Source organism: Synechococcus sp. NOUM97013 (assembly GCF_014279815.1).
In the GTDB taxonomy this organism is placed as follows: Bacteria; Cyanobacteriota; Cyanobacteriia; order PCC-6307; family Cyanobiaceae; genus Synechococcus_C.
The window spans coordinates 1,839,055-1,859,231 of the sequence record NZ_CP047941.1 but is presented as its reverse complement, the minus strand read 5'-3'; the positions used below and the strand labels follow the sequence as shown (position 1 = coordinate 1,859,231).

The following is a 20,177-nucleotide window of genomic DNA, read 5'->3' as shown; positions in this document are numbered from 1 at the left end:
TGAAGGCGCGGGCGAGGGAACCCGCATGACAACTGCCTTCAGTCGATGCGTCGAGCGTCGAAACGCTTTTATAAACGAGATGAGAACGATTATCAAATAGGTCTTAATGCTTAATCGAAATCTGAAAAATGTTCGTTGTGATGCTGTTTTCGGCTCGTCGTGGTGGAGAGTGATGGTTGAAGGCGTTGCCTTCATGCGTCGAGTGGAGACAGGCTGAGGGGTCTGTCTCTTTCCTTTTTCACCATTGTGGTGTGGAGAGGCATCATCCTGGGTGCACTAGTTCAAGCCGTTCAAAGCTGCTGCTTGTGTTACGAGCGCATGAATCGAGATGGTCCTGGACGCTGCTGGAGAGAGGCCTGGATGAATGGGGGCTGGATGTGCTTAAGCTCGCGCGCGACTTTCTGGTGCCTATGGCTGTACGGGGAGAAATCTGATCCGATGGTGGCCTGGGGCTGGGGAGTGAGCTTCTAAAACATTCAGTGCGTTTTGTTGGGTTTTGATGATTTGTGGTGAAATAAAATCAACTCAATTGGCGACGTAATAGGCAATTGCATTCATTACTACTCGTCTCTAGGTCAAGTACCTACCCCACCACCAGGTGAGGTGGATGTTTTCATCAGCGCTCTTGCCTTGGCCTCCAAGGTTCTCGAGCTTGAGAATTTTCAGCTTTCGGTTGGGGACATTGATTCGGGAACATTCCTGCTCAGATACAGAGCATTGGCAAGGCCCAGCACAACGGTGCAGCCCGCAGGGCCGCAAACTCGATAGAAGTGATTGCCAATGTGCTCAACGGTTCCGCGCCCTTGAACCGCGTAGGGGAGTTTCAGCGCTTCAGTCATCACTACAGCTTGAAGGCGTGAATCATTTCATTTCTCAAGGGGTGTTCCGTTCTGCGACGGTCGATACCTCATTACCTTTCTTCGCGTTTAGACACTCAGCGCAATAGCCCAGTAATCGTCCCAACAAGCCGAGACAGTCAATGGGCTGAGTGAGAACAAGACACTTCTGCTTTCACAGCTCCACCAGCTGCTTCTCACCGGCATGTCGCGCGGCAAGAAAAGGGCTTCCGGTGAAAACCGTGAACCTATCGGTCGTCTTGGCTTTGATTGACGCCCCCTGATGGATTCGAACCATCGACCGACTGCTTAGAAGGCAGTTGCTCTATCCAGCTGAGCTAAGGGAGCAGAGGGCTCATTGTTGCAGTCGATCCCGGCGGCGGCACTTAAGGTTGGATGCTGCGCAACTTTCGCGATGGCACCCAGCCGGCTTACGGACAGTCAGAAGCAGGAGCTGCTCGAGCGCTATCGCACCGGTGAGGCCAGTGCGGCATTGGCAGACGCCTTCGGATGCAGTACCAACACCGTCAGCCGCACGGTGCGAACCCTGTTGTCGCCTGAGGAGTACAGCGCGCTCAAGACCTCGCGTTCCCGCGGTGCGTCTCCAGCGCCACAACCCATCGCCGCTGCTGACATCAGCCCTGAACTGGAGGCTCCCGAGCCCGAAGCTTCGCCGTCAGAACTGGTGGACCCAGAAGATCAGGCAGCCGAAGAGGACGAGTCGGCTGATGACGACAGCCCGTCCACACTGGCTCTTGACGATGCTGATGACTTCGGAGCTGATGAGCCGGAGGACATCAGTGACGACGAAGACCTCGCGCCTGACCCTGGTGATGTGTTTCACGAGGTGGCCGTTCTTGCTGTTGATCTGCCTCAGGTCAGCCGCGAACAGATCAGCTGCCTGCCCTTTGCCGCTGGCGTTTTGCCTGAAAGCGTTTACATGCTGGTGGATAAGACCGTTGAGCTGGACCCACGACCGGTCAGTGAATTTCCAGAGCTTGGCGTTGCTGATCCCTCCGAACTGTCGCGACAAGCCCTCTGTCTGTACGCCAGTCCGAGGACGGCCAAGCGTCAGTGCGGTCGCAGCCAGCGTGTGATCAAAGTGCCTGACACCCAGGTGTTCGAGCGCACCACCCGCCACCTGGTGGCACGCGGCATCACGCGGCTGGTGATGGAAGGAGCGTTGTATTCCCTCGACGCCTGATTCAGTTACTGCTGAGAGTCAGGCATCAGTAGGGCTGTGAGGCTGCCACCACTAACAACCCCCAGCACGGCACTCACGCCAACGACAAAGCCTGCTGGCAACGGAGCCGTTTCTCCAATCCCAAGTCGCAGGCGGTAGCGATCGCTCAGGTTCTGGGCTCCAAGACAGAGCACCAACAGCAGTGCCGCGCCGGATCCCAGCGTGATCATCAGCAGTCGCAGGCGCAGCAGCATGCCGCGTGGTTCAAACGCTTTATTCAGTCTGCCTGGTTCTCTGCGCTGTGCAGCAGTGCATACAGCTCCCGCTTTGAGCGTCCACTGCGATGCGCCAGGTCCCGAGCCGCATCATTGGCTTTCATGCCATCGGCGATCAGCTCTTGGAGTTGTTGCAGGCAGGCCTCGTCATTCAGAGGCTCTGGGGTCTGCTCCTCGGCGCCACCGAGCACCAGGGTGAATTCTCCTTGGGGTGCCTGATGGGTGAAATGCGTCAGGGCCTCGCTGATGGTGGGCCCAACCTGTTCTTCGTGGCGCTTGGTCAGTTCACGGGTCACCTGCAGGGGGCGTGCAGCACCGCAGTGCTCCTGCAGTTCCTCCAGCAGTTTCAGCAGTCGGTGGGGTGCCTCGTACAGCACGGTGGTGCGGGGTTCCTTGGCAAGGATTTCCAGCCGTTGTCGGCGATCTCTCCCTTTGGCGGGCAGAAATCCTTCGAAGCAGAAGCGACCGCTGGGGAGTCCGCTGCTGACCAGGGCCGTGGTGGCGGCGCAGGGCCCCGGGATGCAAATCACGGCATGGCCCGCTGCCCTCGCTGCAGCCACCAGCTCTTCGCCCGGGTCGCTGATGCCTGGCAGGCCAGCATCACTGATCACCGCCACGCTGCGGCCCTGGCTCAGTTCCTCCAGCAATTGGGGGATGCGGCTGTGGGTGTTGTGCTGATGAAAGCTGCAGCGTCTGGCTGTCGATCCCAACGCGGAGAGCAGCTGGCCGCTGTGGCGCGTGTCTTCACAGGCCACCGTGTCCACCGCCGCCAGCAGCGCCCGCGCCCGCGGTGAGAGGTCACCGAGATGACCGATTGGTGTGCCGACCATGTAGAGGACACCGTTTTCCGGTTCGGCGCGCTGCTTCACAATGGCTCCGCCCAGACCTTCCCATGATGCCGACTGCTCCGACCTTGCCTGCCGGTGTCAGCCAGGATGCTCTGCTCGCGGCCTTGCGCCCACTCTGTTGGGGAGCCGCCGACATTTTGCGTGCCTATTCCCGCGGTGAGCAGCCTCCGTACGGCTTCCCCAAAGCCTTGAGTGTGGATGACGGTGGAGAGGGCCCGGTGTCGGCGGCTGACCTGGCCGTGAATCAGTGGTTGCTGGATGGTCTGAAGCAGGCGTTCCCGGAGGCGGGCTGGACCCTGCTTAGTGAGGAGACCGCCAAAGAGCAGCTCACGGAGGGCCAGCCGCTGCCGGCGGATTGGCTCTGGATTCTCGATCCGCTGGATGGCACCAAGGATTTTCTGCAGGGCACTGGCGAATACGCCGTGCATTTGGCCCTGGTGCAGGGACGGCGTCCTGTGCTGGGGGTGGTGTTGCTGCCGGAAGCCGACGAACTCTGGATCGGCCTCGTCGGCGAAGGGGCCTGGTGTGAAGACCGTCAAGGTGATCGGTCGCCGGTTCGCTTCAGCGACAGAACCGCCGTTTCGGAGCTGATCCTGGTGGCCAGCCGCAGCCACCGTGACGACCGTCTGGTGAAACTGATTGACACCCTCGCGCTCGGCGGTTCCAAAGCGGTGGGCAGCGTTGGCTACAAGGTCGCCACGATCCTGCGTGGCGAGACAGACCTCTACGTCTCTCTCTCCGGCAAGAGTGCTCCTAAGGACTGGGACATGGCCGCGCCGGAAGCGGTGCTGCTGGCTGCCGGTGGTGCTTTCACCCATGCCGATGGTGAGCTCTTGACCTACAACACCGGCGATGTGCGACAGGCCGGCTGTTTGATTGCCAGTCATGGAAAAGCCCATGCCGCTCTCGAAGAGATAGCGACACGGGCGATGGCCACGATTGATCCTGGGTTTCAGGTCTGAACCTGAGCCCCTCAGGAGAGGGGCGCGACGGGGGTCGGAGCGGGTTCAGGAGCGGCATCCTCGCCGCTCTGGGGCACACCGCGCAGGGTGAGGTTGATGCGGCCGCGATTGTCGATCTCGCGCACACGCACGGTGACTTCGTCGCCCACCTTCACCACGTCTTCCACCTTCTCTACCCGCGCTTCGGAGAGCTGGGAGATGTGGATCATGCCTTCCTTGCCAGGAAGAATTTCCACGAAGGCTCCGATCGGAATGATCCGGGTGATCGAACCGCTGAACACTTCGCCTTCGTTCACCTTGCGCGTCAACCCTTCGATGATCTTCTGGGCTTCATCGGCTGCTGCACCGTCGTGGGAGGCAATGGTGACGATGCCACTGTCCTCGATGTCGATCTTGGTGTTGGTGCGCTCAGTGATGCCCTTGATGGTGCGTCCCCCAGGACCGATCACGGTGCCGATCAGTTCCGGATCGATACGGAAGCTCAGCAGACGAGGGGCATGGGGTGACATGCCTTCCCGTGGGGTGTCGATGGCCTCCAACATCTTTTCAAGGATGTGAAGACGCGCGGGGCGAGCCTGGTTGATGGCTTCAGCAACGGTGTTGATGGCCAGACCAGTGATCTTCATGTCCATCTGCAGGGCAGTGATGCCCTTGTCGGTGCCGGCCACCTTGAAGTCCATGTCGCCGAGGAAATCCTCGATTCCCTGGATGTCGGTGAGGATTCGCACCTCATCGCCTTCCTTGATCAGGCCCATGGCGGCGCCGCTGACCGGTGCCTTGAGCGGAACTCCAGCGTCCATCAGCGCCAGGGTGCTGCCGCAGACCGAACCCATGGAAGTGGAGCCGTTGGAGCTGAGCACTTCGCTCACCACGCGCACCACGTAGGGGAAGGTGTCTTTGGCCGGAAGCACGGGAAGAATCGCCCGCTCAGCCAGAGCACCGTGGCCGATCTCGCGACGCCCAGGGGAGCGCATCGGTTTGGTCTCGCCCACGGAATAGGGCGGGAAGTTGTAGTGGTGGAGGTAGGTCTTCTCGGTGTTGGGGTTCAGGTCGTCCATCTCCTGGGCATCACTGGGAGTGCCGAGGGTGGCGGTGGACAACACCTGGGTCAGTCCACGCTGGAACAGGCCCGAGCCATGAACGCGCTTGGGCAGCACGCCTGCCAGGGCGCTGATCGGACGCACCTGATCCAGGGTCCGGCCATCCACGCGCTTGCCGTCTTTGACGATCTGCTGGCGCATCAGCTTTTTGGTCAGAGCCTTGAAGCTGGTGGGCAGGGCCTTGCCATTGCTGGACACCAGCTGACGCACTGGGTCGCTTTCCTTCAGCTTGTCGATAGTTTCCGCAGTCTTGCTGCGGATCGCGTCCAGTTTTTCGTCCCGTTCGGCCTTGCTCTGGTCGAACTGGCTCAGCACCTCACTGATCGACTTGCTGCACGCTTTCTCGAGATAGACGGGCAGGGTGGTGTCTTCGCTGGGAGCCTCGGGCTTCACCTGCTCGATGCCCGCTTCCTTGAGGATGGCCTCCTGGGCCTTGATCAGTTCGCAGACAGCCTCGTAACCGAAGTCAATCGCTTCGATCACATCTTGCTCTGGCAGCTGGTTGGCACCTGCTTCCACCATCACCACGCCATCCGGCGTGCCGGCTACCACTAAATCCAGATCCCCACGTTCAATTTCGCGGTAGCTGGGATTCAACACGAAGTCGTCGCCAAGAAGGCCGACGCGCACGGCCGCCATCGGGCCATTGAAAGGAATGCCTGCAAGCAAGGTGGCGAGGGAGGCCCCAGTCACCGACAGCACATCGGCGGGGACCCGCTCGTCCAAGGACATGCAGGTGGCCACGATCTGCAGGTCATCTCTGAGCCAGCTGGGGAACAGCGGCCGCATCGGACGATCGATCAGGCGGCAAGTCAGCGTGGCCCGTTCGGGCGGACGTCCCTCCCGGCGCATGAAACTGCCTGGGATGCGACCTGCGGCATAGAGGCGTTCCTCGTAGTCGCAGATGAGGGGCAGGAAATCAATGCCCTCGCGCCCTGCTGAACGGGTGGCGGTCACGAGCACGGACGTGTCGCCGCACTCAATCATCACGGAACCACCGGCCTGGGGGGCATATCGCCCTGTGGTCAGTCGAATCTCCCGACCGTCAAAGGAGATCGACTGGGTCTGACCTTGCACTGTTGTTTATGTCTTTCTGTCAAATCTGATTCTGGCACTTCGGCGGATTGAACTGCCAATCCCTCGCAATCCAATCAGCTTCCTCACGACGATTGCATCAAAAAAGGAGGTGATTGCTCACCTCCTTCTCTGGCTACAAAGCGATTGGATCTCAGCCGATCACCAGCTGGACTTGACCACGCCAGGGAGCTCGCCCTTGTGAGCCCGCTCGCGCAGCTGGTTGCGGCACAGGCCGAAATCGCGATACACACCCCGGGGCTTGCCGGTGGCCCAGCAGCGATTGCGCATGCGGGTGGGCGCACTGTTGCGAGGCAGGGCTTGGATCTTGCGGTGAATCTCAAGACGCTCCATCGGATCCTTCGCAGCGTCGAAGGCGGCCATCAGAGCCGTCCGCTTGGCAGCGAAGCGCTCCACCATTTTCTTCCGCTTCGCATCGCGGGCGATCATCGACTTCTTGGCCATGCAGCGGTTGAAAAGGAGCAGTTCAATCAACAACGATACCGTCTCACTGTCCCAGCAATTGACGTACCACCGGCAGCTGGCTGGTGTCACGCACGATCAGCAGAACACTGAGGCCGAGCACGAACAGCAGGCTCGATTGCATGACTGCCAATTGGAAGCGCTCGGGCAGCGGACGACCGCGCAGTCCTTCCAGAAGCAGCAACACCGCCTGGCCTCCATCAAGCAGGGGCAGGGGCAGGGCATTGAGCACGCCGAGGTTGATGGAGATCAAGGCCACGAATAGGGCCAGTCCGGAGCCTCCCTGGCTGGAGAGCTGAGCGCCCATCTCCACGATTTTCACCGGACCCGACACTTGCTGGGCCGTGGCTCCGAAATTGGTGAACAGTCCGGCGTAGCCGGCTGCTGTACGGCTGACCAGTCCGCTGAACTGATGGCTGGACACGGTGATCGCTTCCCACGGCGACGACACCGGCCGACTCTCACCGGTGAGCACCTCCTGCAGCTGAGCGCCGATGCGACCAGTGCCCTGTTGGTCCGAGGGGGTCAGTGTCAATGGCCGTTGTTCCCCGTTGCGCTCGATGCGCAGATTGAGGGCTTGCCCCGGGTGTTGACGGATCGGCTCCACGGCTGATTTCACCGCGAGCTCGCCGCTGCCCAGGGAGACATCCCCGATGCTGAGGATGCGGTCGCCCGGTTTCAGCCCCGAGGTGGCCGCTGCCTCGCCGCCCTGCACGCTCATCACCATCACCCCAGGAGCTGGTTCACCAGGTACTCCGGTCACGGCGGTGTGGCTGACGAGCACCAACCAGGCCAGCAGCAGGTTAGCCAGCACTCCGGCACTGATCACCAGCAACCGCTGCGGAATCGGACGGTTGCGCAGCAGATCCGGATCATCATCGGGAATGTCGCTGTCCTCGTCATCGTCCGGGAAGGAGACGAAACCGCCCAGGGGCAACACGCGCAGCGCATAGGTGACGCCATCGCGCTCGGTTTTGAGCAACGCCGGCCCGAATCCCACGGAGAACCCGTTGACGCGGATGCCCTGCAGTCGGGCGGCCAGGAAGTGCCCGGCTTCATGGATCACGATCAGCAGCCCCAGAGCCAGCAGTGAGGCCAGAACGTTCATGAGGTCCGATTCAGTGGACTCATTCTGGCTGGATACGGTCGCCACCGAAGTACGGCACCAAGGCCTGAGGGAGCTTCACGCTTCCATCGGACTCTTGACCGTTCTCCAGCAATGCCGCCATCGTGCGGCCGATGGCCAGGCCGCTGCCGTTCAGTGTGTGCACCAAGCGCGTGGCTTTGCCTTCTTTGGTGCGGATGGAGGAGCGCCGTGCCTGGAAATCCCCGCATACGCTGCAACTTGAGATCTCCCGGAAGGCACCAGCACCGGCAAGCCACACCTCCAGGTCATAGGTGCGGGTGGCTGAGAAGCCGAGATCACCGGTGCAGAGTTCGAGCACGCGATAAGGCAGCTCCAGGGCCTGCAGCACCGCCTCGGCATCAGCGGTGATCTGGGCGTGGGCCTCAGCCGACTGGTCGGGATGAGCGAACCAGTAGAGCTCCACCTTGTTGAACTGGTGCAAGCGGATCAAGCCACGGGTGTCACGCCCATAGCTGCCAGCTTCCCGCCTGAAGCAGGGGCTGTACGCCACGTAGCGCAACGGCAGCTGATCCACCGGGATGATTTCATCCCGGTGCAGCGATGTGACCGGAACCTCGGCCGTGGGCGTCAGCCATAGATCGTCTTCAGCGCAGCGGAAACTTTCTTCGGCAAATTTCGGCAGCTGACCCGATCCGGTGAGGCTGGCGCTGTTCACCAAAACCGGAGGTAGCACTTCCCGGTAGCCCTTGCCGGTATGCAGGTCCAGCATGAAATTGATTAGGGCACGTTCCAGCCGGGCCCCCTGGCCCAGCAGGGTCACAAAGCGGCTCTGCGCAATCCGCACCGACCGCTCGCTGTCCAGCAGACCCAGGCGATCGGCAATCGCCCAATGCTCCTCGAGGCCTTGCTCCTCGCGCGGGTGACCCCAGCGGCGCACCTCGACGTTGTCGTTTTCGTCCTTGCCATCCGGGCTGTCGTTCGACGGCAGGTTGGGAAAGGTGAGCAGCTGGGTCTTCAGCTTCGAGGCCAGTTGCTTCTCCTCGTCTTCCAGCACCGCCACCTTCTGCTTGATGGCGTTGCCCTCCTTGCGCAATTCGGCGACTTCATCGCCCTTGGGATCAGCGCCTCCCTTAATTCTCTGGCCCACCTCCTTGCCGATCCGGTTGCCGTCGGCCTGGAGGCTGCTGCGTTGTTCTTCGAGGTCGCGTTGCTGCTGTGCGATCAGTTGCAGGGATGTGAGATCAACATCCATGCCTCGGCGCCCCAGTTGAGCCGCGATCAGCTCGGGGTTCTCTCGCACCAGGCGCTGATCGAGCACGGGGATTCAAATGACGGCGCCGGCAGCCTAAGCGTCCGCTGCCAGCGCTTTCCTCGCGTTCAGAGAACCTGTCCCACCATCACGGCAGCGACGGCGGAGAACAGGGTGATCCCCAGTGCGGTGATCGGGTTCTGGCCCTGGGCCACAGCCACCGTGGTGATCACACCGGCTCCGAGGCATGCTGCTGCCAGCTGAGCAGTGAAATCGGAAGGACGGTTCACAGAAGGTTTGCGGTCGGTGACCGGAACCTAAGGAGTGCTCAGGGATCTGGCTTGATCGCCCCACTCAGATTGTTACGCCGGTTGAGAGTTCGTTACTCCCCGCAATGAAGCGGGTCGCGCGCGACCCGCGCTGGCCCATTGCTTGAGGCTCTCCAGTTGTTCCCGTGCGGTGCGTGACAGTGGCACCAGTTGTGCTGCGGCCTGGATCAGATCGCTTTCAGACAGCTCACGGCTGTCCGCGAAGGCCAGGTGCATGGCTTCAATCACCACCTGTTCGAGTTCAGCGCCTGAATACCCATCGGTGCGGTCGATCACGGTGGAGAGAGGCAACTCAAGGCCGGGGCGTCGGCGCTGGAGGTGCAAGCTCACGATGCTGTTGCGCTCGTCCCGCGAGGGGAGATCCAGCAGAAAGATCTCATCGAAGCGTCCTTTCCGGAGCAGTTCAGCCGGCAGCCGCTCCACGCCGTTGGCGGTGGCCACCACAAACACCGCGGAGCGCTTCTCAGCCATCCAGGTGAGCACGGTGGCCAGCACGCGCTGGCTGGTGCCGCCATCGCTGCGGCTGTCGTTGCCGAACCCCTTGTCGATTTCGTCGATCCACAGCACGCATGGGGCCATGGCTTCTGCCCGTTGAATCATGTCGCGTGTGCGCGCTTCACTGGCACCCACCAGGCCGGAAAACAGGCGTCCCACATCCAGTCGCAACAGCGGCATGGACCAGCTGTGCGCGATGGCACGGGCCGTGAGTGATTTGCCGGTGCCCTGGGGACCGACCAGAAGAACTCCGCGCGGGAGAGGCAGGCCGAATCGACGGGCATCGTCATTGAAGGCGCGATGGCGCTGATCCAGCCAGTGCTTCAGGGTCTCCAGGCCGCCGATGTCTCCCGGTGTGGCATCGGTCTGGCAGAACTCGAGCACTTCGCTGCGGGCGAGGGAGAGGCGTTTCTCTTCCAGCACATCGGCCAGATCGTCACGGCTCAGGGATCCCCGTTGGGCGAGAGCTTTGGCGGCCACATGCCGCACCCGAGCCTCGCTGAGGCCACAGCAGGCATGGGTGAGTTCCTCCAGCACATCCGCTTCCAGATCGCGTCCGCTGGCGCGGGCGATGTTGGCCAGCAGGGTGCGCAGCTCCTCTTCCTGGGGCAAGGGCAGATCCAGCAATGTGAGCGCTTCATCCAGATCTGCAGGTGGCGTCCATTGCCCGCAGGTCACGATCAGAGTGTGCGGGGTGGTGCGCAGCTGGCTGGACAGGTTGCGCAGCATGCGCGCGATGCCGGGGTCATCACAGAAGCGATGCACGTCTTTCAGCAGCAGCAACGTGGGATTGCTGCTGGAACGATCTTGAAGCCACTGCAGCACGGCCATGGGCTGACGCGCCCCCAGCTGCTCCTGCCCAAGCACGCCACTGAGGCCGCCCACGAAGTCCCAGCAGGCCAGGGTGCGATCGGGGAGCCGCTCACAGGTCTGCTGCAGCAGTCCCTCAACCCGCTCCTCCTCATGGCTGCGGATCCAGATCAGCGGTGTGCCTGAACGGATGAGTAGATCCAGTTGCCCGATCCAGGTGTCAGTCATGGTCTCCCCCATCCGGTTGCAGGGACGATTGCAGATCCTGCAGCGCCTGCCAGCGAGGATCCACGGTCACCGCAGTTGATGGCTCGCGGGGTTCGGGCGTGGCTTGCGGCATGCCTGGGCAGAGGTCGCCGCAACGGTTGACCACCGACATCTGAAGACTCAGTTGTTCGAACACCCAACGTTCCGGCTCGAAATCTCCACGGGGGTTCAGGAAGTCCACCAGGCCATCCGGGGTCTCGGAATCCAGCCCTGCCTCGGCCAGCAGTTCTTCTGTTGGCTCATCTCCGAGCCAGATCAGTTCCTTGGACTCCGCCTTCAGCTCTTGGTTGAAGCGGCCCAGGCAGCGATCGCAGCGTAGGCACACGATGGTTTGCAGCGACCCTTCGACTTCGAGCAGGTTGCCGCGATGCTCGGCCCTGAGAGTGCCGCGCACGGGAGTCAGGCTTGGCATCGCCTCGAGTTGCCCTTCCACGTCCCAGACCCTGGATGTCCCCAGGGCCTGCAGCTCCCTCAGCGGTACCGGCTCAAGGCCGGGAATCATTTGTTGCCGCCTTTCGGTTCGAAGGGCAGCCGGTTACCGATTGCACCACCGGCGGTGGCGGCTGCAGGTGTCTGGGCCTGCTTCAGCTGCTCATCAAGAATGGCCTGGAGATTGTCGGGTAAGGCCTCACGGGTGAGCAGAAAGGTCTGCGCAGCTTGAAAAATGTTGGCGATCACCATGTACAGGAGAACGCCCGCCGGCAGGGGGAAGAACAGGAACATGCCTGTGATCATGACCGGCGTGATTTTGTTAGCAGTTGCCTGTTGGGGATTGGCAGGCATTCCCATGCCAGACAGCAGCTGGGAAATGAACAGGCTGACGCCGAAGGATCCCACCAGGATCGCGATATCCCAGTTGATGGATCCTTCGGTGTAGAAGCCCACCTGACCCAGGGCCTTGATGAACAGGAAGCCGCTGCGTGCCGCTAGGCCGGGGATTTTGCCTTCGACGGTGGCATCACCCGGTGCCAGAGCAGTGATCGTGCCGCTGTCGGAGACGGAAACAATGGACTCGCCTTTGGTCACCGTCCAATCGGGGAGAAAGGACTGGCCGTTGTCGACATCGGTCAGCACTTCGCTGAAGGGTGTGCCGCTTTTTGTCTGCAGTTGAATCTGGACAGATTCCCCGGAGCCGATCTTGGTGCCCCCTGGCAGGCTCGCGATCACGGGCACGTGATCAGTCTCAGTGATGAAGATCGAGTGACTGGCGCTGCTGAAGGGCTTGGGTTCGACGGCTGCAATCTGATCGGACGGCAGCACCTTCAAATTGAGGGTGTAAGGCACATCCGCGAACGGTGATCCCCGCAGGGTGGCAAACAGAGCGAACAGGATCGGCATCTGCACGAGCAGAGGCAAACAACCGGCCAGCGGGCTGCCGAATTCCTTCATCAGCTTGCCCAGCTCTTCCTGCTGTTTCTGCGGGTTGCTGGCGAAGCGTGCCTTGATCTCGGCTTGCCGCTTCTGCATCACCGGTTGGGCAATGCGCATGCGGCGAGCACTGCGGATGGATCCGTTGCTGAGTGGAAACAGCGCCAGGCGGATCACCACCGTGAGTGCCACGATCGCAAGTCCGTAGCTGGGGACCAATCCGTAGAAGAAATCAAGGATTGGTAGCAGCAGGTTGTCGGAGATGTACCCGATCACGATGGCGTTCCGAGTGGTGATGAAAGGTGATGCCAGTGTGCAACAACGGGGATGCTGTTGCGCTGATGCCTGGGGTCAGGCAGCGAATCCCTTGGTGGATGCGGCGTCGCTGTCTGCCTTTTTGGCAGCAGGACTGGCCTTGATCCGTTCCTCGATGTAGGTCTCAATCTCTCGGAATCTGGGCATGGAGCGCAGTTCTAGACGCGAGCCGTCCGTGAGCACCAGCACCATGTCGCCCCAGGCACCAAAGCCCCGAGGCACACAGCGGACTTCCTTGATCTGGCTGTAGACCACTTGGGTGCGATCCCTGCCCAACCAGCCGCCGCTAACGGAGATGCGTCGACTGGTGACCTTGAAACGCAGCCAGAGGGCCCTTACCACCCCGCCTACCGCGAAGGGAAGGCCGATGAGAGTGAGGCCCAGAAGGAGATTGAAAATCAGATCTCCCTTGGCAGGGCCGCCTTCGTAGAAAGTCTCTTCCTGGATCGAACTGGTCATTCCGTCAGCCCCGCCTGTTCAAGCAATCTGTCGCATTCTTCCAGCAAGGCGTGGTTCTCGGGGGCGACCCCTGGTTTCAAACTCAGCAAAAGCCAGACGGATCCATATTCCGGAGCCTGTTCAAAGCGGCTGCGCAGATGATCGTGCAAGCGGCGGCGCAGGCGATTGCGCACGACGGCACGCTTGCTCACTTTGCTGCTGATCACAACAGCCACACGGCAACGTGCGCTCTTCGCCACAGACGACGATGGTTTCAAAACCGCGCTGCGGTTCAGCAATTCATTTCTGGCTGGGGCTGTGCGCAACACCATCAAGGTGCTGTGAAAACGCTTGCCGCGCCGATGAAGATGGTTGAAACAGCGATGGCCGCGCAAGCGCATGGATGCCGGCAAGACCATCGCAGATGCTCTGAACGATCAGGCGGCGAGACGTGCCCGTCCACGCTTGCGGCGGCTGCGGATCACGCGGCGGCCGGTGTGGGAGCGCATGCGCACCCGGAAACCTGAAACGCGCTTGCGCTTGCGGCTGGTGCCTCCGAAGGTTCGTTTTGTCATGGGAGTGTTACGGCGCCCGGCCTTTCATCAAGGAGGGAGTTTATCAGTCGGGGTCAGTCAATATCGACGGACCAGCTGCCCAGATAGCCAGACACCGGCACGTCTCCGGGGGCCTGCGCCAGAGCATTGAACTGGAACATGCCCGACTTGGTGGGGTTGAACACGTTCATCACCACGGCGTAGGTGTCGCCTGTGGGGATCGGGGTGTCGGGGAACACCTCAATGGCGGTCTGATCCTCATTCACCTCAATCACGGCCGGAATCACCTCTTCGCAGCGACTGCGCGACAGCATCCCGCCCAGTTTCATCTTGCAGAGCGAGAGATTCTTGGGACGAATGCGGGCGTTGAAGTGCTTGGGCACGCTGATGCTCAGCTTCAGGATGGCGGTCTTGCGATCCTTGGGCCGCAGCATGAACATGTATTCCGCCCGTTCCCGCTGGCGCTGACTGCTCTGAACGAAATACAGCTTGCGATAACCGCTGTTGTCATCCCAGCGGAATTCCAGCAGCGACGGGGTGTTCTGAGCCGAGGCCGGCGGTGCTGCAAGGGGCTGTAGCAAGGCGCTGGTTCCGATGGCGCCACAGCTGATCAGGGCAGCGATTCCAGCGGTGCTTCGAGGCATGAATGGAAAACGTCGGGTCATCGCGGCAAAAAGTAATCGGCCCTTGAGCCGTGAGTCGTTTGTGAATTGTCGTGAGAATCACCCGCGGTGAACCGTCGAGTGGGTCGGCCCTTGATCTGTCAGTTGTGACCAGATCGGTCCGGGCGCAGTTTCATCGCTCCGCGCAGGTAAGGGTGGTGCAAGGGTTGCGTCGCCGGCAGCCAGGCATGAGCGAGCAGGCGGATGCAGCGGGCCAGGTCTCCCTGCACGGCCATTTGTTGAACATCCAGCAAGGCCACGGCGTCCCAGCCGGGACGGTGCCGGGCCGTGGCGGCTGGAAAACTCGCATCCAGGTCCGCTGTCACCGAAAAGGTGACGGACACCAGTTGTTGGGGGCTCAGGTTGTTCTGATCCATCAGGGCTTCGACCAGTTCATTGACCGCATCACGGATCGCTTGAACTGTGTTCTCACTGCTGGTGGTGGCTCCGCGCAGCCCTCGCAGTTGAGGAGAGTCCGTCATGGTCGATGCATCCACAGGGGCTGCCCGCTGAGCTCCAGTTCGGTGTTCAGCACCTGCTCAAGCTTTGTGAGCAGTCTCGAGCCCGGCAGGTTCTGCAGCAGCCGCTTGCGCGGCTTGCCGAGGGTCACCGGCTTGCAGCGTTCCTCATCGAGATCGGCCAGGCGTGCCGCCAATCTTCGCGCGGCTTCCTCATCGCCCAACTCATCCACGAGGCCGAGATCCTTGGCTTGTGCACCACTGAACACTCGTCCATCGGCGAAGCTGCGGACCTTGGTTTGTTCAAGGTTGCGGCCCTCCGCCACAGCGGTCACAAACTGGTCGTAGCTGCTGTCAATCAGGCTCTGCAGCAAGGCGCGCTCCTCCGTGCTCAGGGCGCGGTCCGGCGAGAGAATGTCTTTGTAGGCCCCGCTTTTCACCGTCTCAAAGCGGATGCCGATCTTCTGCAGCAGCTCGGAAAGATTGTTGCCGCGAAGGATCACGCCGATCGACCCGGTGATGGTGCCTGGGTTGGACACGATCGCGTCAGCAGCAACGCCGACATACACCCCGCCGGACGCCGAGATGTTGCCGAAGCTGGCCACCACCTTGCAGCCCTGGTCCCGCAGTCTCAGCAGTGCTGCATGGATTTCCTGGCTGTCACCCACCGTGCCGCCAGGACTATCGATGCGCAGCAGCAGGGCCGGGAACTCGCGCTCCTGAACCTCCCGCAAGGCCTTCAGCACTCGCTGTCGCGTCGAGCCGCTAATCGCACCTTCGATTTCGATGCGCGCCATGCGGCGTTTGGATTTCCGGCGCCACAGCCAGCCCATGGCCCTCCGTTCAACTCGTTAGATCTTAAAAAGGACCCTGTCGGCCCAATTTCATGACGACGCTGCAGCGTGGTCTGCTCATGGTTTTGCCGTTTGCCCTCTGGGGAACGGCAATGGCAGCGATGGCGCCCCTTGTGCAATCCGGTGGCGCTCCTCTGGTGGCTTGTTTGCGGTTGTTGCCGGCCGGTGTGGTGATCCTGATGGCTGTGACATGGCTGGGTCGTTCGCTGGCGATCGATCCGGGGGACCGCGGCTGGTTCCTGCTGTTCACCCTGGTGGATGCGGTTCTGTTTCAGTTCTGCCTCGCCAAGGGGCTGCAGGGCACCGGTGCCGGTCTCGGTTCGGTGTTAATCGATTCCCAGCCGTTGATCGTTGCCCTGCTAGCCCGCTGGCTGTTCGCGGAGTCGATCAACCCCATTGGCTGGATCGGTCTGGTGGTGGGGTTGGCCGGAATCGTCTGCCTGGGGGTGCCGGCCCCATTGCTTCAGCACTGGTGGCTTCAGGCCGATCTTTCAGCTCTGCAGTCGGGATGGCAGCAAGGCACTGGCTGGATGCTGCTGGCAGCGCTGGCCATGGCCTTCGGCACCGTGCTCAGCCGTTTCGCCTGCAAGCGCAGTGATCCGATCTCGGTCACCGGCTGGCACATGGTCCTCGGGGGAATCCCACTGCTGCTCCTCCATGCTCTCGACAGCAGCACGGCGCTGCTCCCGGCCTGGACCCTCTGGAACTGGGCCCAGATGGCCTATGCGTCTCTGCTGGGCAGCGCTCTGGCTTACGCCCTGTTCTTCTGGTTTGCCAACCGTGAAGACCTCACCGGTTTCAGCACGCTTGGCTTTCTAACTCCCGTCTTCGCCCTCGCATCGGGTGGCGTTCTGTTGGGCGAGCGTCTCCAGCCGCTGCAATGGTTCTCCGTGCTGCTGGTGCTGTTGTCCGTCCTGTTGGTCAGTCAACGCCAACGCCTCTGGGAACCATGGATCTCATCACCGATCAGCAGTCCTGGAGATCTCAAGGCATGACGGATCGGCCTCTGACCCTGGTGCTGGTCAGCACACCCATCGGGCAGCTCGGCAGTGGGCGCGGCGGTGGTGTTGAACTCACCTTCACGTCGGTGCTCAAAGGTCTGGTGGGCCGCGGACATCGCCTGCATGTGGTGGCTCCCTCCGGCTCTCATCTCCCTGCATTGGATGGTTCGGTCACCCTGCACACGGCGCCTGGCCTGGATCAGCCCAGCTGGCAGCACGCCGACCGTGAGGCCGCGATGCAGATCCCACTGGATGGGGTGCTGCCGCAGCTCTGGGATCGTGCTCTCGCGCTCGCTGCCGATGCCGATGCAGTGCTCAACTTCGGCTACGACTGGCTGCCGCTCTGGCTCACCCCCCATGTGGCCAGTCCCATCTTCCACCTGGTGAGCATGGGATCGGTGTCGTCCCTGATGGATCGGGCCATTCAGGATCTGGCGCGCTGGGATCAGCGCCGCATGGCCTTTCACACGCGACGTCAGGCCAGTGATTTTGCTCTTCCCCATCCGCCTGAGGTGGTGGGCAATGGCTTTGACCTGTCCCGCTATGGGCTGCAGCTCAGCGGCGATGGTCCCCTGGGCTGGGCCGGTCGTGTGGCTCCCGAGAAGGGGCTGGAGGATGCAGCGGCTGTGGCGGCAGCGCTGGGCGAGCCCCTCAAGGTGTGGGGACTGGTGGAGGATCCTGCCTACGCCAGCCGCGTGGAAGCGCAGGTGCCTGCCGGCACGATCGAGTGGTGTGGCTTTCAAACCACGGAGGAGCTGCAGCGACAGCTGGGTCGTTGTCGTGCCTTCCTCAACACCCCGAAATGGAATGAGGCCTACGGCAACGTGGTCGTCGAGGCCCTGGCCTGTGGTGTTCCCGTGGTCGCCTACGACCGTGGTGGCCCTGGCGAGATCGTTGAACACGGTGTGACCGGATGGCTGGTCACGGCCGATGATCGCGAAGCGCTCACCGAAGCGACCCGACGCGTGGCGGCGATTGACCGGCGTGCCTGTCGACGCTGGACGGAGCAGTGGGCCAGTCAGGAGGCCCTCGCCGCGCGGATCGAGGCCTGGATCCATCGTGGCTTGATCCCAATGAATGGCACCATCAGCTGATGAACGCGGTTTCGTCAGCTCCCATCGTTCTCACGCCACGGCAGCGCCGGCGGGGACTGTTGCTCATCCTTGGCCTGGGGATGACGCTCTTTTGCTGGAAGCTCGGCAGCACGGGATTGGTGGACGAAACGCCACCGCTGTTTGCGGCCTCAGGTCGGGCCATGGCCGAGACCGGCGACTGGCTGACACCGCGGGTGAACGGGTTGCCCCGATTCGACAAACCGCCGCTCGTTTACTGGTTGATGGGGTTGGGGTACGCCCTTCCCTGTCATCAGCACTGGGATCCTCTTGGGACCTGGGCGGCGCGTCTGCCGTCGGCGCTGGCCTCAGTGGTGACGATGCTCGCCATCGGCGACACGCTGTTGCGACATCCCGGTTCCGAGGATGACCATCCCCGCCGAACGGCGGTGGCTGCAGCGCTGGCCTTCGGGTTGTCTCCCCTGGTGCTGATCTGGAGCCGTACGGCCGTCAGCGATGCCTTGCTCAATGGAACGCTGGCTCTCAGCCTGCTCTGCCAATGGCGTTGTTATGTCGCTGGATCCGGACGGCGGTGGTGGCTGGCCTGGATTCTCCTGGCTACCGCTGTGCTCACCAAGGGGCCTGTTGCGGTGGTGCTGACGGGCATGACTCTGGTGCTGTTTGCGATCACCCGACGTGACCTGGCTGGTCTCTGGCGTTGCCTTAGGCCACTGCCCGGACTTCTGATCACCGCGGCCATCAGTCTTCCCTGGTACATCGCTGAACTGCTGGTGGAGGGGCAGCCGTTCTGGGACAGCTTTTTCGGCTACCACAACCTTCAGCGACTCACGAGCGTCGTGAATGACCACCTCCAGCCCTGGTGGTTCTTCGGACCAGTGCTGGTGGTGGCATCCCTGCCATTCACACCCTTGTTGCTGCTCGGGCTGGGACGGGTGTTGGCCGGCTTCTCCGGCAGCGCTTCCACCGCTCGCAAGCCCTCTGGCGACAGCCTGATTGATTTCGCTGGTTGTTGGTTGCTGGCCGTGCTGTTGTTGTTCACCGCAGCGGCCACCAAGTTGCCCAGCTACTGGTTGCCCGCCACGCCTGCTGCGGCGCTGATCATGGCGATTACCGCGCGATCAGCCGCCCTTCAGCGCCGTTGGGGGCTGCTCACCGCCTGGTGGTGCACGGCTGGCCTCACCTTGATCCTGACGGTGGGCTTGTGGCTGTCTTCACTCTGGGTCCCTCTGATCCAGGACCCTGAGATGCCCACCCTGCCTGCTGAGCTGCTGGCGAGTGGTCTGGTGCTGAGGGCGGCGGTGTGCTTTTCCTTTGCTCTGCTCCTGGGCCTGTGGTGTCTGCGTGCGTCGGTGCCGGGCCGGCTGCTCGCCTGGCAGGGTCCGCTGGTGGCCTTCCAGCTGTTTGCGCTCGTGCCGATGATTCAGCTGGGCGATCGGGTGCGCCAGCTTCCTGTGCGCCTTGTGGCGGAGCAGGTCGTGGCGCAGCGAGAGCCCGGCGAACCGCTCGCCATGATCGGCGTCCTCAAGCCCTCCCTGCACTTCTATACCGGTCAGGTGGTGATCTACGAAGGCGAATCGCGGGCTGCTCTGCTGAACCTGGCCGATCGCCTCAGCTCTGAGCGCCGGCGTGGATTTGAGGGCCGCCCCCGCTCCGCTGCTGATGGATCGCCCTCGGTGCTCGTGGTGATCAACACCGGCACTGCAGCCAAGGAGCACTGGCAGGATCTGCAACCCCAGATCCTCGCTCGTGAAGGGATCTACGAGCTCTGGCGCCTCGACCGTGAACGCTTGGAAGATCGCGCCGATGCATTGCAGGCCGATGGCGTGGTGCTCACCTGGCGGAAGCCAAGGCCGGAGCGCTACTGATCTCTGTCACTCGCATCTCTTGCGGTGGCCTCTGCTTCGGGTACGGCTGTCGCCTGGCTCAGTTCAATGCGGCGGCAGAAACTGCAATGGCCCCACTGGGCCATTTCACCGACAGGTGATGGCGTGCCGCAACGGGGACAGGGCGCGATGCCGTGCACGTCGATCCTGCTGGGATGGCGCTTCCAGTCCTCCAGCGGGTCATCTGCCGTTGGGCGTGCGGTCGGGTGGTGCTGCTGGATGCGCAGATCCTTCACCGGATGGCCCGCGGCACGAATCGTCGCCAGCAGCTGCAATTTGCTGTAGAGCAGCGCCTGACGCCACTGGGGGTGGCTGGCCCCCACGGTGAGAACGCCGTTGCGGAGGCTCAGCGGTCTGCAGTGCCCGGCGAGCTGATCGCCGGCCAGGGTCGGCCAGTCCTGCCAAAGCGCTGCCAGGGATCCTTCCTGCCGCCAGGTCTTCTGGAGGGCGTCCAGACATCCGCTCAAGGGTTGGGCGGGCGCAGGCGTGGGTGGCAGAAGCACTTCACCTCGGCCGAAGCGACGTCGCTGCGATTGCGGGGCGCGCCCCATGGCCATCTGCCGATTTCCGTCA

At 62.2% G+C, this 20,177-nt stretch carries 23 protein-coding genes and 1 tRNA gene; 5 read left to right on the top strand and 19 right to left on the bottom strand.

Features of this window, described 5'->3' with window-relative positions; all coding sequences use genetic code 11:
* Window positions 1-662 precede the first annotated feature (662 nt).
* Both SynNOUM97013_RS13660 and SynNOUM97013_RS10165 read right to left on the bottom strand, forming a co-directional pair.
* A complete protein-coding gene (locus tag SynNOUM97013_RS13660) occupies window positions 663-839 on the bottom strand; it encodes a hypothetical protein (protein ID WP_222929821.1) in 177 nt (58 codons plus the stop codon).
* A gap of 271 nt (window positions 840-1,110) precedes the next feature.
* Window positions 1,111-1,184, bottom strand: a tRNA-Arg gene (locus SynNOUM97013_RS10165).
* 67 nt (window positions 1,185-1,251) lie between these two features.
* Here SynNOUM97013_RS10165 and SynNOUM97013_RS10160 point away from each other — a divergent pair.
* Window positions 1,252-2,040 (top strand): helix-turn-helix domain-containing protein, encoded by a 789-nt coding sequence (locus tag SynNOUM97013_RS10160; RefSeq protein WP_186479632.1) that lies wholly within the window; start codon window positions 1,252-1,254, stop codon window positions 2,038-2,040.
* A gap of 5 nt (window positions 2,041-2,045) precedes the next feature.
* Here SynNOUM97013_RS10160 and SynNOUM97013_RS10155 read toward each other — a convergent pair whose 3' ends face one another.
* On the bottom strand, window positions 2,046-2,273 hold the full coding sequence (locus SynNOUM97013_RS10155; RefSeq protein WP_186479631.1) for a hypothetical protein: 228 nt from the start codon (window positions 2,271-2,273) through the stop codon (window positions 2,046-2,048).
* 23 nt (window positions 2,274-2,296) lie between these two features.
* Window positions 2,297-3,163, bottom strand: a complete 867-nt coding sequence (rsmI, locus tag SynNOUM97013_RS10150) for a 16S rRNA (cytidine(1402)-2'-O)-methyltransferase (protein WP_255442729.1) — start codon at window positions 3,161-3,163, stop codon at window positions 2,297-2,299.
* A 23-nt stretch (window positions 3,164-3,186) separates the two neighbouring features.
* Between rsmI and SynNOUM97013_RS10145 the strand changes: the two genes are divergently transcribed.
* Window positions 3,187-4,104: a 3'(2'),5'-bisphosphate nucleotidase CysQ gene (locus SynNOUM97013_RS10145; protein WP_186479630.1), complete on the top strand. Its 918-nt coding sequence runs from the start codon at window positions 3,187-3,189 to the stop codon at window positions 4,102-4,104.
* Window positions 4,105-4,115: 11 nt separating this feature from the next.
* On the opposite strand, the gene SynNOUM97013_RS10140 is transcribed toward SynNOUM97013_RS10145, so the two are convergent.
* From SynNOUM97013_RS10140 to sppA, 14 genes are all read right to left on the bottom strand, one after another.
* The gene (locus SynNOUM97013_RS10140; protein ID WP_186479629.1) at window positions 4,116-6,281 is read right to left on the bottom strand and encodes a polyribonucleotide nucleotidyltransferase; all 2,166 of its coding nucleotides are present in this window, start codon (window positions 6,279-6,281) and stop codon (window positions 4,116-4,118) included.
* A 159-nt stretch (window positions 6,282-6,440) separates the two neighbouring features.
* Window positions 6,441-6,743: a 30S ribosomal protein S14 gene (rpsN, locus tag SynNOUM97013_RS10135; RefSeq protein WP_186479628.1), complete on the bottom strand. Its 303-nt coding sequence runs from the start codon at window positions 6,741-6,743 to the stop codon at window positions 6,441-6,443.
* Between the two features lie 43 nt (window positions 6,744-6,786).
* Window positions 6,787-7,869 (bottom strand): RIP metalloprotease RseP, encoded by a 1,083-nt coding sequence (gene rseP / locus SynNOUM97013_RS10130; RefSeq protein ID WP_186479627.1) that lies wholly within the window; start codon window positions 7,867-7,869, stop codon window positions 6,787-6,789.
* Between the two features lie 19 nt (window positions 7,870-7,888).
* A complete protein-coding gene (gene serS / locus SynNOUM97013_RS10125) occupies window positions 7,889-9,166 on the bottom strand; it encodes a serine--tRNA ligase (protein ID WP_186479626.1) in 1,278 nt (425 codons plus the stop codon).
* Window positions 9,167-9,225: 59 nt separating this feature from the next.
* Window positions 9,226-9,387 carry a hypothetical protein gene (locus tag SynNOUM97013_RS10120; RefSeq protein ID WP_186470439.1) on the bottom strand — a complete coding sequence of 54 codons (162 nt, stop codon included), beginning with the start codon at window positions 9,385-9,387 and terminating at the stop codon, window positions 9,226-9,228.
* 72 nt (window positions 9,388-9,459) lie between these two features.
* Window positions 9,460-10,959, bottom strand: a complete 1,500-nt coding sequence (locus tag SynNOUM97013_RS10115) for an AAA family ATPase (RefSeq protein ID WP_186479625.1) — start codon at window positions 10,957-10,959, stop codon at window positions 9,460-9,462.
* A complete protein-coding gene (locus SynNOUM97013_RS10110) occupies window positions 10,952-11,500 on the bottom strand; it encodes a DUF177 domain-containing protein (RefSeq protein ID WP_186479624.1) in 549 nt (182 codons plus the stop codon). Before SynNOUM97013_RS10110 ends, SynNOUM97013_RS10115 begins: the two co-directional genes overlap by 8 nt.
* Window positions 11,497-12,642, bottom strand: a complete 1,146-nt coding sequence (gene yidC / locus SynNOUM97013_RS10105; protein WP_186479623.1) for a membrane protein insertase YidC — start codon at window positions 12,640-12,642, stop codon at window positions 11,497-11,499. Before yidC ends, SynNOUM97013_RS10110 begins: the two co-directional genes overlap by 4 nt.
* 75 nt (window positions 12,643-12,717) lie before the next feature.
* The gene (locus SynNOUM97013_RS10100) at window positions 12,718-13,140 is read right to left on the bottom strand and encodes a PH domain-containing protein (protein ID WP_186479622.1); all 423 of its coding nucleotides are present in this window, start codon (window positions 13,138-13,140) and stop codon (window positions 12,718-12,720) included.
* Window positions 13,137-13,538 (bottom strand): ribonuclease P protein component, encoded by a 402-nt coding sequence (gene rnpA / locus SynNOUM97013_RS10095; RefSeq protein WP_186479621.1) that lies wholly within the window; start codon window positions 13,536-13,538, stop codon window positions 13,137-13,139. The genes SynNOUM97013_RS10100 and rnpA overlap by 4 nt, the downstream gene beginning before the upstream one ends.
* Before the next feature lie 18 nt (window positions 13,539-13,556).
* Complete coding sequence (gene rpmH / locus SynNOUM97013_RS10090; RefSeq protein ID WP_186479620.1) at window positions 13,557-13,694, bottom strand: 50S ribosomal protein L34; 138 nt, start codon at window positions 13,692-13,694, stop codon at window positions 13,557-13,559.
* A 53-nt stretch (window positions 13,695-13,747) separates the two neighbouring features.
* Entirely contained in the window at window positions 13,748-14,338 is a 591-nt protein-coding gene (locus SynNOUM97013_RS10085) for a DUF2808 domain-containing protein (protein WP_186479619.1), read from the bottom strand.
* 98 nt (window positions 14,339-14,436) lie between these two features.
* Entirely contained in the window at window positions 14,437-14,817 is a 381-nt protein-coding gene (gene aroH, locus SynNOUM97013_RS10080) for a chorismate mutase (RefSeq protein ID WP_186479618.1), read from the bottom strand.
* Window positions 14,814-15,626, bottom strand: coding sequence for a signal peptide peptidase SppA (gene sppA, locus SynNOUM97013_RS10075; RefSeq protein WP_186479617.1), 813 nt, complete (start codon window positions 15,624-15,626; stop codon window positions 14,814-14,816). Before sppA ends, aroH begins: the two co-directional genes overlap by 4 nt.
* A gap of 53 nt (window positions 15,627-15,679) precedes the next feature.
* Here sppA and SynNOUM97013_RS10070 point away from each other — a divergent pair, with 53 nt between their 5' ends.
* The 3 genes from SynNOUM97013_RS10070 to SynNOUM97013_RS10060 are packed head-to-tail and all read left to right on the top strand — an operon-like array spanning window position 15,680 to window position 19,586.
* A complete protein-coding gene (locus tag SynNOUM97013_RS10070) occupies window positions 15,680-16,642 on the top strand; it encodes a DMT family transporter (protein ID WP_186479616.1) in 963 nt (320 codons plus the stop codon).
* Window positions 16,639-17,742, top strand: a complete 1,104-nt coding sequence (locus tag SynNOUM97013_RS10065; RefSeq protein WP_186481569.1) for a glycosyltransferase — start codon at window positions 16,639-16,641, stop codon at window positions 17,740-17,742. The genes SynNOUM97013_RS10070 and SynNOUM97013_RS10065 overlap by 4 nt, the downstream gene beginning before the upstream one ends.
* Complete coding sequence (locus SynNOUM97013_RS10060) at window positions 17,742-19,586, top strand: glycosyltransferase family 39 protein (protein ID WP_186479615.1); 1,845 nt, start codon at window positions 17,742-17,744, stop codon at window positions 19,584-19,586. The genes SynNOUM97013_RS10065 and SynNOUM97013_RS10060 overlap by 1 nt, the downstream gene beginning before the upstream one ends.
* Here the strand turns inward: SynNOUM97013_RS10060 and SynNOUM97013_RS10055 are convergent.
* Entirely contained in the window at window positions 19,580-20,155 is a 576-nt protein-coding gene (locus SynNOUM97013_RS10055; RefSeq protein ID WP_186479614.1) for a DUF721 domain-containing protein, read from the bottom strand. The genes SynNOUM97013_RS10060 and SynNOUM97013_RS10055 overlap by 7 nt on opposite strands.
* Window positions 20,156-20,177: the final 22 nt, after the last annotated feature.

Coding starts and splice junctions, on each gene's coding strand:
- SynNOUM97013_RS10110 (WP_186479624.1), bottom strand. CDS start 11,500: ATGATTCCCGGCCTTGAGCCGGTACCGCTGAGGGAGCTGCAGGCCCTG.
- sppA (WP_186479617.1), bottom strand. CDS start 15,626: ATGGGCTGGCTGTGGCGCCGGAAATCCAAACGCCGCATGGCGCGCATC.
- SynNOUM97013_RS13660 (WP_222929821.1), bottom strand. CDS start 839: ATGACTGAAGCGCTGAAACTCCCCTACGCGGTTCAAGGGCGCGGAACC.
- SynNOUM97013_RS10160 (WP_186479632.1), top strand. CDS start 1,252: ATGGCACCCAGCCGGCTTACGGACAGTCAGAAGCAGGAGCTGCTCGAG.
- rnpA (WP_186479621.1), bottom strand. CDS start 13,538: ATGGTCTTGCCGGCATCCATGCGCTTGCGCGGCCATCGCTGTTTCAAC.
- rpsN (WP_186479628.1), bottom strand. CDS start 6,743: ATGGCCAAGAAGTCGATGATCGCCCGCGATGCGAAGCGGAAGAAAATG.
- SynNOUM97013_RS10115 (WP_186479625.1), bottom strand. CDS start 10,959: ATGACTGACACCTGGATCGGGCAACTGGATCTACTCATCCGTTCAGGC.
- SynNOUM97013_RS10070 (WP_186479616.1), top strand. CDS start 15,680: ATGACGACGCTGCAGCGTGGTCTGCTCATGGTTTTGCCGTTTGCCCTC.
- SynNOUM97013_RS10055 (WP_186479614.1), bottom strand. CDS start 20,155: ATGGGGCGCGCCCCGCAATCGCAGCGACGTCGCTTCGGCCGAGGTGAA.
- SynNOUM97013_RS10155 (WP_186479631.1), bottom strand. CDS start 2,273: ATGCTGCTGCGCCTGCGACTGCTGATGATCACGCTGGGATCCGGCGCG.
- SynNOUM97013_RS10065 (WP_186481569.1), top strand. CDS start 16,639: ATGACGGATCGGCCTCTGACCCTGGTGCTGGTCAGCACACCCATCGGG.
- rseP (WP_186479627.1), bottom strand. CDS start 7,869: ATGAACGTTCTGGCCTCACTGCTGGCTCTGGGGCTGCTGATCGTGATC.
- rpmH (WP_186479620.1), bottom strand. CDS start 13,694: ATGACAAAACGAACCTTCGGAGGCACCAGCCGCAAGCGCAAGCGCGTT.
- aroH (WP_186479618.1), bottom strand. CDS start 14,817: ATGACGGACTCTCCTCAACTGCGAGGGCTGCGCGGAGCCACCACCAGC.
- SynNOUM97013_RS10085 (WP_186479619.1), bottom strand. CDS start 14,338: ATGACCCGACGTTTTCCATTCATGCCTCGAAGCACCGCTGGAATCGCT.
- SynNOUM97013_RS10060 (WP_186479615.1), top strand. CDS start 17,742: ATGAACGCGGTTTCGTCAGCTCCCATCGTTCTCACGCCACGGCAGCGC.
- SynNOUM97013_RS10145 (WP_186479630.1), top strand. CDS start 3,187: ATGATGCCGACTGCTCCGACCTTGCCTGCCGGTGTCAGCCAGGATGCT.
- SynNOUM97013_RS10100 (WP_186479622.1), bottom strand. CDS start 13,140: ATGACCAGTTCGATCCAGGAAGAGACTTTCTACGAAGGCGGCCCTGCC.